The organism is Streptomyces sp. NPDC034085 (assembly GCF_055575555.1).
The window spans coordinates 359737-373629 of sequence record NZ_JBVISL010000007.1 but is presented as its reverse complement, the minus strand read 5'-3'; the positions used below and the strand labels follow the sequence as shown (position 1 = coordinate 373629).

The window sequence follows — 13893 nt, the reverse complement described above, 5'->3', positions numbered from 1 at the left end:
CTTCTCCCCCATGAATGCACCGCCGGTGCGGTGCCTGTGATCACCTTTGATAAGCCACGGATAAGCGCCGGTGCCAGCTCCGGGGGCCCCGCGGAACGGCTGGCAGCAGTTTCGTGACATGCCCAAGACATACGTGTCCGGGCCGAGACCGCGGAGCGGAGCCGGGCGTCAGTTGCGCATCCGCAGACCCCTCGGGGTGGCGTGGAAGCCGGCCGCCTCCAGGGCCGGGCCCAGCGGCGAGGTCAGGGCCGCCGCCGCGTTGATCCGCTCCACCGTCAGGGCCGGCAGGCTGCCCGCACGCGACGCGGCGGCCAGCGCCTCCGTGGCCGCCGTCAGGCGCGGGTCCCCGGGCTCCGGCCACGCCAGCAGGGTCTTGCCGCCGCGCTCCAGGTACAGGACCAGCTCGCCGTCGACCAGGACCACCAGGGAGCCCGCCTTGCGGCCCGGCTTGTGCGAGGCGCCGGCCGGGGGCTCCGGCCAGGGCAGGGCCGCCCCGTACGCGTTCGCCGGATCGGCGGCGGCCAGCACCACCGCCGCCAGCGGGGGAGGGTTCTTCTCGGCCGCCCGGAGCCGGTCCACGGCGCCGTCCATCGCGAACTGCGCCGCGCCCAGCCCCTCGACCACGTACCCGCGGCGGGCCTGGCCGCTGTCCTCGAACGCCGACAGCACCCGGTAGACCGCGCTGAAGCCGCCCTCGACGCCCTCCGCCGCGACCGCCCCCCGGGTGACCACCCCGTGCCGGTCGAGCAGGGTGCGGGCCAGGGCGTGGGCGCGGTGGGTCGGGTCGGGGGCCTGCGCGGGCAGCAGCGACCAGCGGCCCGACACCGTGGGCGGCCCCGTACGCGAGGCCGTGGCGCTCAGGCTGCCGTACCGGCCGCGCGGCACGGTGCGCCGGGCGCGGTGCGCGGTGGCGCCCGCCGTACGGCCCGAGCCCAGCAGGGAGCGCAGCGGGGCCAGGGTGTCGTTCGTCAGCCGGCCCGACCAGGCCAGGTCCCACAGCACCTCGGAGAGCTCCAGGTCGGACGCCTCCGGATGGCGGGCGCGGACGGACTGGGTGAGCTGGCGGAAGAACAGGCCGTACCCGCCGGAGAGGCTCTCCAGGACCGCCTGGTGCAGCGGGCCCAGCTCCAGGGGGTGCGGATCGGGGAGCAGCAGCGGAGCGGAGTCCGCCAGGTACAGGGAGATCCAGCCGTCCTTGCCCGCCAGCGCCCCCGCACCCGCCCACACCACCTCGCCGGTGGTGGTCAGCTCGTCCAGCAGCGTCGGCGCGTACCCCGCCACCCGGGACGGCAGGATCAGCCGCTCCAGCGCGGAGGCCGGCACCGGCGCCCCCTGAAGCTGCTCCACGGCGCGGGCCAGGCCGTCGATCCCGCGCAGGGCCCCGCCCAGGTGCTGCCACTGGGGCAGGAAGGTGGCCAGCGAGGCGGGCGGGACCGGCTCCAGCTCCTGGCGCAGCGCCGCCAGCGAGCGCCGCCGCAGCCGGCGCAGCACCGTCGCGTCACACCACTCCTGGCCGATCCCCGCCGGATGGAACTCCCCCTGCACGACCCGGCCCGCCGCCGCGAGCCGGTGCAGGGCGCCCTCGGTCACCGCCGCGCCCAGGCCCAGGCGGGCGGCCACCGCGGCCGTGGTGAAGGGGCCGTGGGTGCGCGCGTACCGGGCCAGGAGATCACCGAGCGGGTCCTTGACGGGCTCGGTGAAGGCCTCCGGGACCCCGACGGGCAGCGCCGTCCCCAGCGCGTCCCGCAGTCGGCCGGCGTCCTCGATCGCCGCCCAGTGGTCCGCGCCGCCGATCCGCACCCGGATCGACCGCCGGGCGGCGGCGAGCGCCTGCGGCCAGGCCGGGTCCGCCCCGCGCGCGGCCAGCTCGGCGTCCGTCAGCGGGCCCAGCAGGCGCAGCAGGTCCGCCACCGACTCGGCGTCCTTGGCGCGCCGGTCCTCCGTCAGCCACTGGAGCTCCCGCTCCAGCTCCTCCAGCACCTCGGCGTCGAGCAGCTCCCGCAGCTCCGCCTGGCCCAGCAGCTCGGCCAGCAGCCGGGAGTCCAGCGAGAGCGCGGCCGCCCGCCGCTCGGCCAGCGGCGAGTCGCCCTCGTACAGGAACTGGGCGACGTACCCGAAGAGCAGGGACCGGGCGAAGGGGGAGGGCTCGGGGGTGGTGACCTCCACCAGCCGGACCCGGCGCGCCTCGATGTCCCCCATCAGCTCCGTCAGGCCCGGTACGTCGAACACGTCCTGGAGGCATTCGCGTACGGCTTCCAGCACGATCGGGAACGAGCCGAACTCCGAGGCCACCTGGAGCAGTTGCGAGGCGCGCTGGCGCTGCTGCCACAGCGGCGTGCGCTTGCCGGGACTGCGGCGCGGCAGCAGCAGGGCGCGCGCCGCGCACTCGCGGAACCGGGAGGCGAACAGCGCCGAGCCGCCCACCTGGTCGGTGACGATCCCCGCCACCTCGCCCTGGTCGAAGGCGACGTCGGCCGCGCCCAGCGGGGCCTGTTCGTCGTCGAACTCGAACGCCGCCGGCTGCGCCGGGTCGTGGTCGAGGAGGTCCATGGAGAGCAGGTCGGCATCCGGCAGGCGCAGCACGATCCCGTCGTCGGCGTGCATCACCTGGGCGTCCATGCCGTACTTCTCGGCGAGGCGCGCACCCAGCGCCAGCGCCCACGGCGCGTGCACCTGGGCGCCGAAGGGGGAGTGGACGACGACCCGCCAGTCTCCGAGCTCGTCGCGGAACCGCTCGACCAGGATGGTCCGGTCGTCCGGGACGTGGCCGCAGGCCTCCCGCTGCTCCGCCAGGTACGCCAGGACGTTGGCGGCGGCCCAGCCGTCGAGGCCGGCCGCCAGCAGCCGCAGCCGGGCGTCCTCCTCGGTGAGCGCGCCGAGCTCCCGCAGGAACGCGCCGACCGCGCGCCCCAGTTCGAGGGGCCGGCCCAGCTGGTCGCCCTTCCAGAAGGGCAGCCGGCCCGGCACCCCGGGCGCCGGGGTGACCAGGACCCGGTCCCGGGTGATGTCCTCGATCCGCCAGGAGGTGGTGCCCAGGGTGAAGACGTCGCCCACGCGGGACTCGTAGACCATCTCCTCGTCCAGCTCGCCGACGCGGCCCCCGCCCTTCTTCGGGTCGGCGCCCGCGAGGAACACGCCGAAGAGGCCCCGGTCCGGGATGGTGCCGCCGGAGGTCACGGCGAGGCGCTGCGCGCCGGGCCGGCCGGTGATCGTCCCCGCGACCCGGTCCCACACCACGCGTGGTCTGAGCTCGGCGAACGCGTCCGACGGATAGCGGCCCGCCAGCATGTCCAGCACCGACGTGAACGCCGACTCCGGCAGCGCCGCGAAGGGCGCCGCCCGCCGCACCAGCGCGAGCAGCTCGTCCAGCTGCCAGGTGTCCATCGCGGTCATCGCCACCAGCTGCTGGGCGAGCACGTCCAGCGGATTGGAGGGGATCCGCAGGGACTCGATCGCCCCGGTCCGCATCCGCTCGGTGACCACGGCGGCCTGGACGAGGTCCCCCCGGTACTTGGGGAAGACGACACCCGTGGAGACCGCGCCCACCTGGTGCCCGGCGCGGCCCACGCGCTGGAGCCCCGAGGCCACCGAGGGCGGCGACTCCACCTGCACCACCAGGTCCACCGCGCCCATGTCGATGCCCAGCTCCAGGCTGGAGGTGGCGACCACGGCGGGCAGCCGGCCCGCCTTCAGGTCCTCCTCGACCAGCGCCCGCTGCTCCTTGGACACCGAACCGTGGTGGGCGCGCGCCAGCAGCGGCGGAGCGCCCAGGGCCGCACCCGCCTGCGCCATGATCTCGGCCGGGGGAGGCGCGCCCTCGCCGAGCGGCTCGCCCGTGGCCCGCTCGTGGGCGATCTCGTTGAGCCGGTTGCACAGCCGCTCCGCGAGACGGCGGGAGTTCGCGAACACGATCGTCGAACGGTGCGCCTGCACCAGGTCCGCGATCCGCTCCTCCACATGGGGCCAGATCGACGGCTTGTCCCCGCCCTCGCGGCCCTCGGTCGCCGGGGAGCCCCCCAGCTCGCCCATGTCCTCGACCGGGACGACCACCGACAGGTCGAACTCCTTGGTCGACGGCGGCTGCACGATCTCCACCCGGCCGCGCGGGGCGAGGTAGCGGGCCACCTCCTCCACCGGCCGGACCGTGGCCGACAGCCCGATCCGGCGGGCCGGGCGCGGCAGCAGCTCGTCCAGCCGCTCCAGGGACAGCGCCAGGTGGGCGCCGCGCTTGGTCCCGGCGACCGCGTGCACCTCGTCCAGGATCACCGTCTCCACCCCCGACAGCGCCTCCCGCGCCGCCGAGGTCAGCATCAGGAACAGCGACTCCGGAGTGGTGATGAGGATGTCCGGCGGCCGGGTGGCCAGCGCCCGGCGCTCGGCCGGCGGGGTGTCACCGGAGCGGATCCCCACCCGGATGTCCGGCTCGGGCAGGCCGAGCCGGGCCGACTCCTGCCGGATGCCGGTCAGCGGGCTGCGCAGGTTGCGCTCCACGTCGACCGCCAGGGCCTTCAGCGGCGACACGTACAGCACCCGGCAGCGCTTCCCCGGCTCGGCGGGCGGCGGCGTCGAGGCGAGCCGGTCCAGGGCCGCGAGGAAGGCCGCCAGGGTCTTTCCGGAACCGGTCGGCGCCACGACCAGGACGTCCGAACCCTCCCCGATGGCCCGCCAGGCGCCCTCCTGCGCGGAGGTGGGCGTACGGAAGGCCCCCGTGAACCACGAGCGGGTCGCGGGGGAGAACGAGTCGAGCGCAGCGCCTGCCATGCCCCCATCGTGCACCCCGCCACTGACAACAGGCCCCACCTGGGCAAACGCGCCGCCGGAGCGGGGCGCAGAATGAGCACATGGGCACGGACGGCGGACACCGGGAGTGGGCACGGCACTGGCAGTACGACGAACTGCCCGGGCTGGACCTGCTGCGCGCCCACTACGTACGCCACACCTTCCCGCGCCACGCCCACGACGGGTACGTCATCGCGGCCGTCACCGGCGGCGTCGAGGAGATCGGCCTGCCCGGCGGCACGGTGCGGGCCGGCCCCGGCAGCGTGGTGCTGATCAACCCGGAAGTCGCGCACACCGCCCGGGCCGGCGTCCCCGAAGGCTGGGCGTACGCCACCCTCTACCCCTCGCGGGACCTGATCGCCGAGGTCGCCGCCGAGATCGCCACCCTGCGCGGCACCCCCGGCTTCACCGCCGACATGGTCGCCGACGCGCCAGGCGCGCGGGCCATCACCGAAGTGCACCGGGCCGCCGAGGCCGGGAACGCGCTGGCCGCCGACACCCTGCTGCGGGGCGTCGTGGCCCGGATGCTCGCCCGGCACGCCGGCCCGCTGCCCGCCCGTACCGTCCGCGGCGGGGGCGCCGCCGAAGCCGAACGGGCCCGGGCCGTGCTGGAGGAGCGGATGGCGCGGCCGCCCTCGCTGGAGCAGCTCGCCGCCGAGCTGGGGACCAGCCCCTTCGCGCTGCTGCGCACCTTCCGGGACCGTTACGGGATGCCGCCGCACACCTGGCTCACCGACGCCCGGGTCCGCAGGGCGCGCCGGCTGCTCGACGCGGGGACCCCGCCCGCCGAGGCGGCCGTCACCGTCGGCTTCACCGACCAGCCGCACCTGAACCGGCACTTCACCCGGATCGTGGGCGTCCCGCCGGGCGCCTACCGGCGCGAGCGCGCGGGCTAGGCCGCAGGTCACCGGCCCGCCCGCAAGAACGTACAAGACTCGGCCGCCCCGCCCTGCGTACGTTCGGGGCGTGGGAGAACATCGGATGGTGATGCAGGAGGCCCCCGAAGGGGTCGGCGAGGGACGGCCCGCGGCCGCCGTCGTACGGGATTCGCTCGGGGTCGGCGTGGCCGTCGGGCTGTCGGGGTTCGCGTTCGGGGTGACCGCGGCCGGGGCCGGGATCAGCGTGCTCCAGGCGTGCGTGCTGAGCCTGCTCGTCTTCACCGGCGCCTCGCAGTTCGCGCTGGTCGGAGCGCTCGCCGCGGGCGGCAACCCGTTCACGGCCGCCGCCGGGGCGTTCTTCCTCGGCACCCGCAACGCCTTCTACGGGCTGCGGCTGTCCCAGCTGTTGGCGCTGCCGAAGGCCGTACGGCCCCTCGCCGCGCACTGGGTGATCGACGAGACCACCGCCGTCGCCCTGGCCCAGCCCGACCGCAGGTCGGCCCGGCTCGGGTTCACCGTCACCGGGCTCGCCCTCTACCTGCTGTGGAACCTCACCACCCTGCTGGGCGCGCTCGGTGCCGAGGCCATCGGGGACACCGCCGCCTGGGGGCTGGACGCCGCCGGTCCGGCCGTCTTCCTCGCGCTGCTCGCTCCGATGCTGAAGAGCGCCACCGAGCGGGCCGTCGCCGCGCTCGCCCTGGTGCTGGGGCTGGGCTTCCTGCCCGTGCTGCCCGCCGGGGTGCCCGTACTGATCGCCGCGCTGGCCGCGCCCGTGGTGCTGTGGATGACGGGCCGCCGATCGCCGAAGGGAGGACGCTCGTGAACGTCTGGATCGCCATCGGGCTCACCGTCGCCGGCTGCTACGCCGTCAAGCTCGCCGGACTGCTCGTCCCCGCCGGCGCCCTGGAGCGGCCCGCGGTGCGCCGGCTCTCCGCGCTGCTGCCGGTCGCGCTGCTGGCCGCGCTCACCGCCCAGCAGACCTTCAGCACCGGGCACGAGCTGGTCCTCGACGCCCGGGCCGCCGGGCTCGCCGCGGCCGGGGTCGCGCTGCTGCTGCGGGCCCCGTTCCTGCTGGTCGTCGGCGCCGCGGTGGTCGTCACCGCGGGCGTCCGGGCCCTGGGAGGCTGACCCCGCCGTCCCCGGCCGGCGCCGTCGACGGGTGCCCGTACGCCCGCAGCGTCAGCAGGGCCTCCAGGGTGGCGATCGGCCGCCGCTCCAGCGAGCTGCCCGGCGCCCAGGCCCGCCGGCGCACCGGCCAGCCGCCGTCGGGCCGCTGCTCCGCCGCGAGGAAGTCCAGGGAGCGCCGCATCTCCTCGTCGGTGAACCAGCCGCGGGCCAGCGACTCCGGCCGCCGCGCGTAGTCGTACGGGAACAGCTGCTCGCCCGGGGCGTAGCCGGGGGAGGTCGGGTACTGCGCGCGCAGCTCCGGTTCGAGCACCGCCAGGCGCCGCTCGCGCACCAGCCGCCCCAGCCGGTCCGCGGCCGCCGCGGCACGGGCCCGGTCGGGGGCCCCGTCGAGGAACGCGACCGCGCTCTGGACCTCGTACGGGTGCCAGTGGCGCAGCGTCTCGACCCGCTCCCAGCAGAAGTCCGTCGCCCGGAACAGCCAGGCGTGCCAGATCCGGTTGCGGTGCAGCAGCCCGACGACGGGACCCGTGGTCAGCAGCGAACCCGGAGGGTCGTCGCAGACCGGGTGGTACGGGGCCGCGGGGTAGGCGCGCGGGCCGGGCAGCACCAGCGGGAGCGCCCCCTCCGGGGTGGAGATCCGGGTCAGGTGGCGGCAGAGCCGCTCGATGCGCTGGCCGGCGCACCGGCCGAGGCCGTCCAGGATCCGCAGGGCGTGCGCGGTGTGCAGAGGCTGGCTCAGCGGGCCGCGCAGGTCCGGGTCGAGGCCGTGGCCGTAGCCCCCGTCCTCGCCCAGGTAGGAGCCGAGGGCGGTGTCCACCGGATCGGGGCTCCCGCCGAGGAAGTGGAACGCGAACCGCCGCTGCTCCAGCACCCTGGCCGTGAGCCAGACGAACTGCTCGGCGCGGGCCGGTGCGGTCGGTGCGGCCGGCGGAGCGGAGGGGGCCGAGGGGGCCGCCGGGCTCGGTGCCGCCGGCGCGGAAGCTTCGTCTCCAGGCATGCGTGACACCGTAGGGCGCGCGGACCGGGGCGCAGGGCGGCAACGGGTCGGGTGCACTCTCCGGAGCGGGATACTGGAGGCATGCGGTTGACGATTTTCTGGGAGCGGATGGCCGAGCACTTCGGCGAGGGCTACGCGGACTCCTTCGCCCGGGACCACGTGATGGCCGAACTGGGCGGACGCACCGTCCACCAGGCGCTGGACGCGGGCTGGGAGGCCAAGGACGTGTGGCGCGCGGTGTGTTCGGCGGTGGACGTGCCGGCCTCGCTGCGCTGACGCCGCCGCGGCGGCGGGCGCCGGGGCGCGGACCGGGTGCGCGGCTTCGTGGTCGGGGCGGCCGGTGGGACAGACTGGACGGCGTGGCAGCGACAGACGGACGAAGCGACGGGACGACGGGGGCGGCGGCGGCCGCGGGCACGGCAGGTGCGGCGGCTGGTGACAGGCCCGGAGAGGGGCCCGGTGACACGGGCCCCGGGACGGCGGGCCGGCCCGCAGGGGGCGGCCGGGACACGGCCGGCGCGGGCGGTGTCCCGCCCGGCACGGCCCTGACCGGCGGGGCGGCCGGTGCGGACGCGCGGATGCCGCGCTGGCTGCCGCGCGCGGTGGTCCTCGTACTGGCCCTGATCGCCTGCTTCCAGCTCGGCAGCTGGGCCTTCCACCAGCTGATCGGGCTGCTCGTCAACATCCTGATCGCGTTCTTCCTCGCACTCGCGATCGAACCGGCCGTGTCCAGGATGGCGGCCCGCGGCATGCGCCGCGGGCTCGCCACCTTCCTGGTGTTCCTGGCCGTGTTCGTCTTCGGCGCCGGGTTCCTCGCGCTGCTCGGCTCGATGCTCGCCGGGCAGATCGTCGCCATGGTCGAGGGCTTCCCGCGCTACCTCGACTCGGTGATCGACTCGATCAACAGCACCTTCCACACCCAGCTCTCCCGGCTGGAGATCCAGGACAGCCTCCTGCACTCGCAGTGGCTCCAGAAGTACGTGCAGAACAGCGCGAGCGGCGTGCTCGACGTCTCCACCACCGTGCTCGGCGGGCTCTTCCGGCTGCTGACGATCGGCCTGTTCGCCTTCTACTTCGCCGCCGACGGGCCGAGGCTGCGGCGCGCGCTGTGCTCCGTGCTGCCGCCCGCGAAGCAGCGCGAGGTGCTGCGCGCCTGGGAGATCGCCGTGGCCAAGACGGGCGGCTACCTGTACTCGCGCGGGCTGATGGCGCTGATCTCCGGTGTCGCGCACTACGTCCTCTTCGCGGTGCTCGACATGCCCTACGCGCCCGCGCTCGCCGTCTGGGTGGGGCTGGTCTCCCAGTTCATCCCCACCATCGGCACCTATCTGGCGGGCGCGCTGCCGATCCTGATCGGCTTCGCCGTCAATCCCTGGTACGCGCTGTACGTCCTCGGGTTCGTGGTGGTCTACCAGCAGTTCGAGAACTACGTCCTGCAGCCCAAGCTGACCGCCAGGACCGTGGACATCCACCCCGCCGTGGCCTTCGGGTCGGTCGTCGCGGGCACCGCCCTGCTGGGCGCGGTCGGCGCGCTCATCGCGATCCCCGCCGTCGCCACCCTGCAGGCCTTCCTCGGCGCGTACGTGAAGCGGTACGAGCTGACGGGCGCCGCGGCCGGCGGGGCTACTTCTCTTCGCCCTCGCCGAGTACGGCTGCGAGGACTTCGGTGACGGTCGCCTCGGCGGCGGCCTTGTCGAGGCCGGCGCTGCTGAGCGGGCCCTCGCCGTTCTCCAGCTCCAGGAGCGCGAGCAGGATGTGCTCGGTGCCGACGTAGCCGTGGCCCAGGCGCAGGGCCTCGCGGAAGGTGAGCTCCAGGGCCTTCTTGGCGTTGGCGTCGAAGGGGACGAGCGCGGGGAGCTCCGCCGCGGCGGGGGGCAGGGCCGCGGTCGCGGCGGCGCGCAGCGGCTCCGGCTCGATGCCGCGGGAGGTGAGGACCTGGGCGGCCAGGCCCTCGGTCTCGGCGAGCAGGCCCAGGAGCAGGTGCTCGGTGCGGATCTCGGTGTTGCGGGCGGCGTGCGCCTCGTTCTGCGCCGAGACGACGACGCCGCGGGCGCGGGGGGTGAAGCGGCCGAAGCCCTGGCTCGGGTCGAGGCCGGGGTCGCCGTCCTTGTCCGCCTTGGGTACGAAGCGCTTCTGGGCGGCCTGGCGGGTGACGCCCATGCTGCGGCCGATGTCGGTCCAGGAGGCGCCGGAGCGGCGGGCCTGGTCCACGAAGTGGCCGATGAGGTGGTCGGCCACGTCGCCGAGGTGCTCGGCGGCGACGACCGCCCCGCTGAGCTGCTCGAGGGTGTCGGAGTGGACCTTCTTGATGGCCTCGATCAGCTCGTCGAGGCGTACCGGATTGGCCATGCGAACGGGTTCCATCGAAGGGTTCGTCATGAGCGCAACCCTAGGTTGACAGTCGGAGGGTGTCAACCCGTGGTTGTCAGTCGGGCTGCCGGTGTCGTCCGTCGCCGGTGTCGTCGGCTGCCGGCCTCCAGGTGTGCGGATCCGGCCGCGCTGTCCGTATAGGGCCGCGATGTGGAGGGCGCGTAGACCGGGCGCATGAGTGTGGACACGAGTGACACGAGCACCGGGCGGGCCGTGGCGGCCGGCGGCCGGGCCCGCCCGGCGCCCCGGAACCCGTTCGCGGGCCGTGCCCCCGCGCCCGCGCCGCCGGCCCCGGCCACCGCCCTGCACAGCGGTGGCGTCGCGGCGGCCGCGCTGCTGGCGCTCGTCGCCGTCGGGGCGGTCCTGCACGAGCCGGTGCTGATCCCGCCGATCGCGGCGAGCGCGGCGATCGTCTACGGGGTGCCCGCGCTGCCACTGGCCCAGCCGCGCAGTGTCGTCGCCGGGCACCTGCTGTGCGCGGCGGTGGGCTACCTGGGGCTGGCGCTGCTGGGGAGCGCGCCGTGGGTGGCGGCGCTCGGGGCCGGAGTGGCGGTGGGGGTCATGACCCTGGCCCGGACCCCGCATTCGCCGGCGGCGGCGACCACCGTGGTGGTGGTGCTCCAGGCGCCGGATCCGGTGGTGTTCGTACCGCTGTTGGTGGGGGCGGCGGTGCTGCTGGTGCTGGCGGGAATGGCCGCCTCGCGCGCACGGCGGGGGGCGGTGCGGTACCCGGTCTACTGGTGGTGAGCCGGGGGCGGAGGGGGCTGGGGACGAGACCCCTCCGCCGACCGGTCGGTCACCGGCCGTCAGGTGTCACGCGGTGGGCTGGTTCTGACCCGTCAGCAGGCCGAGCAGCTGGTCCATCTCGGCGCGCCAGATGCGGTGCACGTTCATCCGGGTCGGCGCGGCCTGGCCGGGGAGCTGCATGCGGAACGAGCTCCAGATGGCGTTGCGCTTGACCTCCGTGATGCTGCCGACGGCCTCGGCGGGCGATATCGCGAAGACGATCTCCTGGGGGCGGTTGCTCATCCGGCTCGCCTTGTGGAGCACCACCGCCTGCTCGGTGACGGTGACGAAGTAGTAGGAGAGGAACGCCTGGCCGATGAGGCCGAGCATGCTCATCAGCCACACGCTGGGGCCGGCGATGGCCTGGATGGTGACGATGGGGCGGTCGGCGGGGTTCGCCTGGGCGAGGGCGTCTGCCACCTGCTGCTGGATCGTGGCCTTCTTGACGGCCATGGGTCCTCCTGAGCGGAATGTCACGGCCCCCGTCATCGGGGGCACCGCAGAGTACCGGCCGTCGAGGGGTGATTTCGCGCCAGCCCGGGGTGGTTGGCCATGCGCCCGGGTATGGGCGCCGACGCCCGCCTCGTGGGGTGTTGGAATAGTTGGTTCCGGATCCCCTTTCAGCCGTTCTGGCGGGCGGCATCTCCAACTGGCCATGCCCTCTTGTGAGTTGACCGGGAGGGTTTGAGAATGCGCATGACAACCGAAGGATCTTCGGTCGCATTCGTCACCAGAGGGGAACCCCCACATGAAGAAGCCTCTCGCCGGCGCCGTGCTCTCCCTGCTCCTGACAGGAGTGGCAGCAGCCCCGGCCGTGGCCTCGACCCCCGACACCGCGTCCGCCGTCGCCGTCACCTACGCGGGCACGGTCGCACTCAGCAACTGCTCGGGCTCCGTCGTCCGCACCCCCAATTCCCAGCCGGGCGACCCCGCGCTGGTCCTGTCCAACGGCCACTGCCTGGAGACCGGCTTCCCGGCCCCCGGCGAGGTCCTCGTGAACCGGGCGTCCAGCCGTTCCTTCTCCCTGCTCAACGCCGCGGGCTCGAGGGTCGCGACGCTGCGCGCCAGCAAGATCGCGTACGGGACGATGACGGACACGGACGTCTCGCTCTACCAGCTGACCAAGACGTACGCGCAGATCCAGAGCCAGTACGGGATCAGCGCCCTCACCCTCAACGACACCCACCCGGTGCAGGGCACGTCCATCAAGGTGGTCTCCGGGTACTGGAAGCGGACCTACAGCTGCAACGTCGACGGGTTCGCGTACCGCCTCAAGGAGGGCGCCTGGACCTGGAAGGACTCGGTCCGCTACACCTCCTCCTGCAACACCATCGGAGGCACCTCCGGCTCGCCGGTGATCGACACGGCGACCGGCAGGGTCGTCGCCGTCAACAACACGGGCAACGAGGACGGCCAGCGCTGCACGGACAACAACCCGTGCGAGGTGGACGAGAGCGGCAACGTCACGGTCCGCCAGGGCATCAACTACGCCCAGCAGACCTACACCCTCGTTCCCTGCATCGGACCCGGCAACCAGATCGACCTGAACCGCCCGGGCTGCGTGCTGCCGAAGCCGTAGCCGCCCGGTCCGCCCGCTCCGCCCGCTCCGTCCCGCCCCGCTCACCCCGCCCCGCTCCGCCCCGCGAGCCCCGTCGGCCCCGTGCCGCCGGGGCTCGCGCCGTCGGGCGCCGGGGCGGGCGTGGCTCGCTTGACACGGAAATCGAACATCCATTCTGATGGGTTATCCACAGCCGGAACGGGTGTGGGAGCGCATTGTCAGTGGCAGGCGTTAGCGTCAATGGCGTGAAGCGATCGACTCAAGCAAACCGGGTGGAACCCATGGCAGGCACCGACCGCGAGAAGGCTCTCGACGCCGCGCTCGCACAGATTGAACGGCAATTCGGCAAGGGTGCGGTCATGCGCCTCGGCGACAAGCCGAACGACCCCATCGAGGTCATCCCCACCGGGTCGACCGCGCTGGACATCGCCCTCGGCGTCGGCGGGCTGCCGCGCGGCCGTGTGGTCGAGATCTACGGCCCGGAGTCCTCCGGTAAGACGACCCTGACCCTGCACGCCGTGGCGAACGCCCAGAAGGCCGGCGGCACCGTGGCCTTCGTGGACGCCGAGCACGCGCTCGACCCCGAGTACGCCAAGGCCCTCGGGGTCGACACCGACAACCTCATCCTGTCCCAGCCGGACACCGGTGAGCAGGCGCTCGAGATCGTCGACATGCTGGTCCGCTCCGGCGCGCTCGACCTGATCGTCATCGACTCCGTCGCGGCGCTCGTCCCGCGCGCGGAGATCGAGGGCGAGATGGGCGACTCGCACGTGGGTCTCCAGGCCCGCCTGATGAGCCAGGCGCTGCGCAAGATCACCGGTGCGCTGAACCAGTCCAAGACCACCGCGATCTTCATCAACCAGCTCCGCGAGAAGATCGGTGTGATGTTCGGCTCGCCGGAGACCACCACCGGTGGCCGCGCGCTGAAGTTCTACGCCTCCGTGCGCATCGACATCCGCCGCATCGAGACCCTGAAGGACGGCACGGAGGCGGTCGGCAACCGCACCCGCTGCAAGGTCGTGAAGAACAAGGTCGCGCCGCCCTTCAAGCAGGCCGAGTTCGACATCCTCTACGGCCAGGGCATCAGCCGCGAGGGCGGCCTGATCGACATGGGCGTGGAGCACGGCTTCATCCGCAAGGCCGGTGCCTGGTACACGTACGAGGGCGACCAGCTCGGCCAGGGCAAGGAGAACGCCCGCAACTTCCTGAAGGACAACCCCGACCTCGCCAACGAGATCGAGCGGAAGATCAAGGAGAAGCTCGGCGTGGGCGTCCGCAAGGACGTCGAGGCCGACGAGCCCGCCGCCGCGCCGGCCGCCGACGCCGCAGCCGGTGTCCCCGCCCCCGCGTCGAAGGCCAAGACGACGGCCAAGGCCGCCGTGGCCAAGAGCTGATCC

The 13893-nt window shown here is 74.1% G+C and carries 12 protein-coding genes; 8 read left to right on the top strand and 4 right to left on the bottom strand.

The genetic code is table 11. The annotated features are described in order from the left end of the window. Positions 1-168: 168 nt before the first annotated feature. Positions 169-4761, bottom strand: coding sequence for an ATP-dependent helicase (locus ACZ501_RS24865; protein ID WP_468798139.1), 4593 nt, complete (start codon positions 4759-4761; stop codon positions 169-171). An 80-nt stretch (positions 4762-4841) separates the two neighbouring features. Here ACZ501_RS24865 and ACZ501_RS24860 point away from each other — a divergent pair, with 80 nt between their 5' ends. The 3 genes from ACZ501_RS24860 to ACZ501_RS24850 all read left to right on the top strand — a co-directional run bounded on the left by ACZ501_RS24860 (position 4842) and on the right by ACZ501_RS24850 (position 6785). Further along, positions 4842-5675, top strand: a complete 834-nt coding sequence (locus ACZ501_RS24860) for an AraC family transcriptional regulator (RefSeq protein WP_468798136.1) — start codon at positions 4842-4844, stop codon at positions 5673-5675. 85 nt (positions 5676-5760) lie between these two features. Continuing rightward, positions 5761-6480 (top strand): AzlC family ABC transporter permease, encoded by a 720-nt coding sequence (locus tag ACZ501_RS24855; RefSeq protein WP_361601114.1) that lies wholly within the window; start codon positions 5761-5763, stop codon positions 6478-6480. Further along, the gene (locus ACZ501_RS24850; protein WP_361601078.1) at positions 6477-6785 is read left to right on the top strand and encodes an AzlD domain-containing protein; all 309 of its coding nucleotides are present in this window, start codon (positions 6477-6479) and stop codon (positions 6783-6785) included. The genes ACZ501_RS24855 and ACZ501_RS24850 overlap by 4 nt, the downstream gene beginning before the upstream one ends. Here the strand turns inward: ACZ501_RS24850 and ACZ501_RS24845 are convergent. Continuing rightward, the gene (locus ACZ501_RS24845; protein ID WP_468798133.1) at positions 6754-7782 is read right to left on the bottom strand and encodes a hypothetical protein; all 1029 of its coding nucleotides are present in this window, start codon (positions 7780-7782) and stop codon (positions 6754-6756) included. The genes ACZ501_RS24850 and ACZ501_RS24845 overlap by 32 nt on opposite strands. An 81-nt stretch (positions 7783-7863) precedes the next feature. On the opposite strand from ACZ501_RS24845, the gene ACZ501_RS24840 reads away from it, so the two are divergent. Then, a complete protein-coding gene (locus tag ACZ501_RS24840; RefSeq protein ID WP_361601084.1) occupies positions 7864-8058 on the top strand; it encodes a DUF3046 domain-containing protein in 195 nt (64 codons plus the stop codon). A gap of 302 nt (positions 8059-8360) precedes the next feature. Beyond that, on the top strand, positions 8361-9452 hold the full coding sequence (locus ACZ501_RS24835; RefSeq protein ID WP_362464042.1) for an AI-2E family transporter: 1092 nt from the start codon (positions 8361-8363) through the stop codon (positions 9450-9452). On the opposite strand, the gene ACZ501_RS24830 is transcribed toward ACZ501_RS24835, so the two are convergent. Further along, complete coding sequence (locus ACZ501_RS24830; protein ID WP_468798131.1) at positions 9406-10161, bottom strand: Clp protease N-terminal domain-containing protein; 756 nt, start codon at positions 10159-10161, stop codon at positions 9406-9408. The genes ACZ501_RS24835 and ACZ501_RS24830 overlap by 47 nt on opposite strands. A 165-nt stretch (positions 10162-10326) precedes the next feature. Here ACZ501_RS24830 and ACZ501_RS24825 point away from each other — a divergent pair, with 165 nt between their 5' ends. After that, positions 10327-10899 (top strand): HPP family protein, encoded by a 573-nt coding sequence (locus tag ACZ501_RS24825; protein WP_468798128.1) that lies wholly within the window; start codon positions 10327-10329, stop codon positions 10897-10899. 66 nt (positions 10900-10965) lie between these two features. Here the strand turns inward: ACZ501_RS24825 and ACZ501_RS24820 are convergent, their stop codons facing one another. Continuing rightward, positions 10966-11391 carry a hypothetical protein gene (locus ACZ501_RS24820; RefSeq protein WP_361601093.1) on the bottom strand — a complete coding sequence of 142 codons (426 nt, stop codon included), beginning with the start codon at positions 11389-11391 and terminating at the stop codon, positions 10966-10968. 295 nt (positions 11392-11686) lie between these two features. Here ACZ501_RS24820 and ACZ501_RS24815 point away from each other — a divergent pair, with 295 nt between their 5' ends. After that, positions 11687-12517 (top strand): S1 family peptidase, encoded by an 831-nt coding sequence (locus tag ACZ501_RS24815; protein WP_468798125.1) that lies wholly within the window; start codon positions 11687-11689, stop codon positions 12515-12517. Between the two features lie 260 nt (positions 12518-12777). Continuing rightward, complete coding sequence (gene recA / locus ACZ501_RS24810; protein WP_361601099.1) at positions 12778-13890, top strand: recombinase RecA; 1113 nt, start codon at positions 12778-12780, stop codon at positions 13888-13890. Positions 13891-13893: the final 3 nt, after the last annotated feature.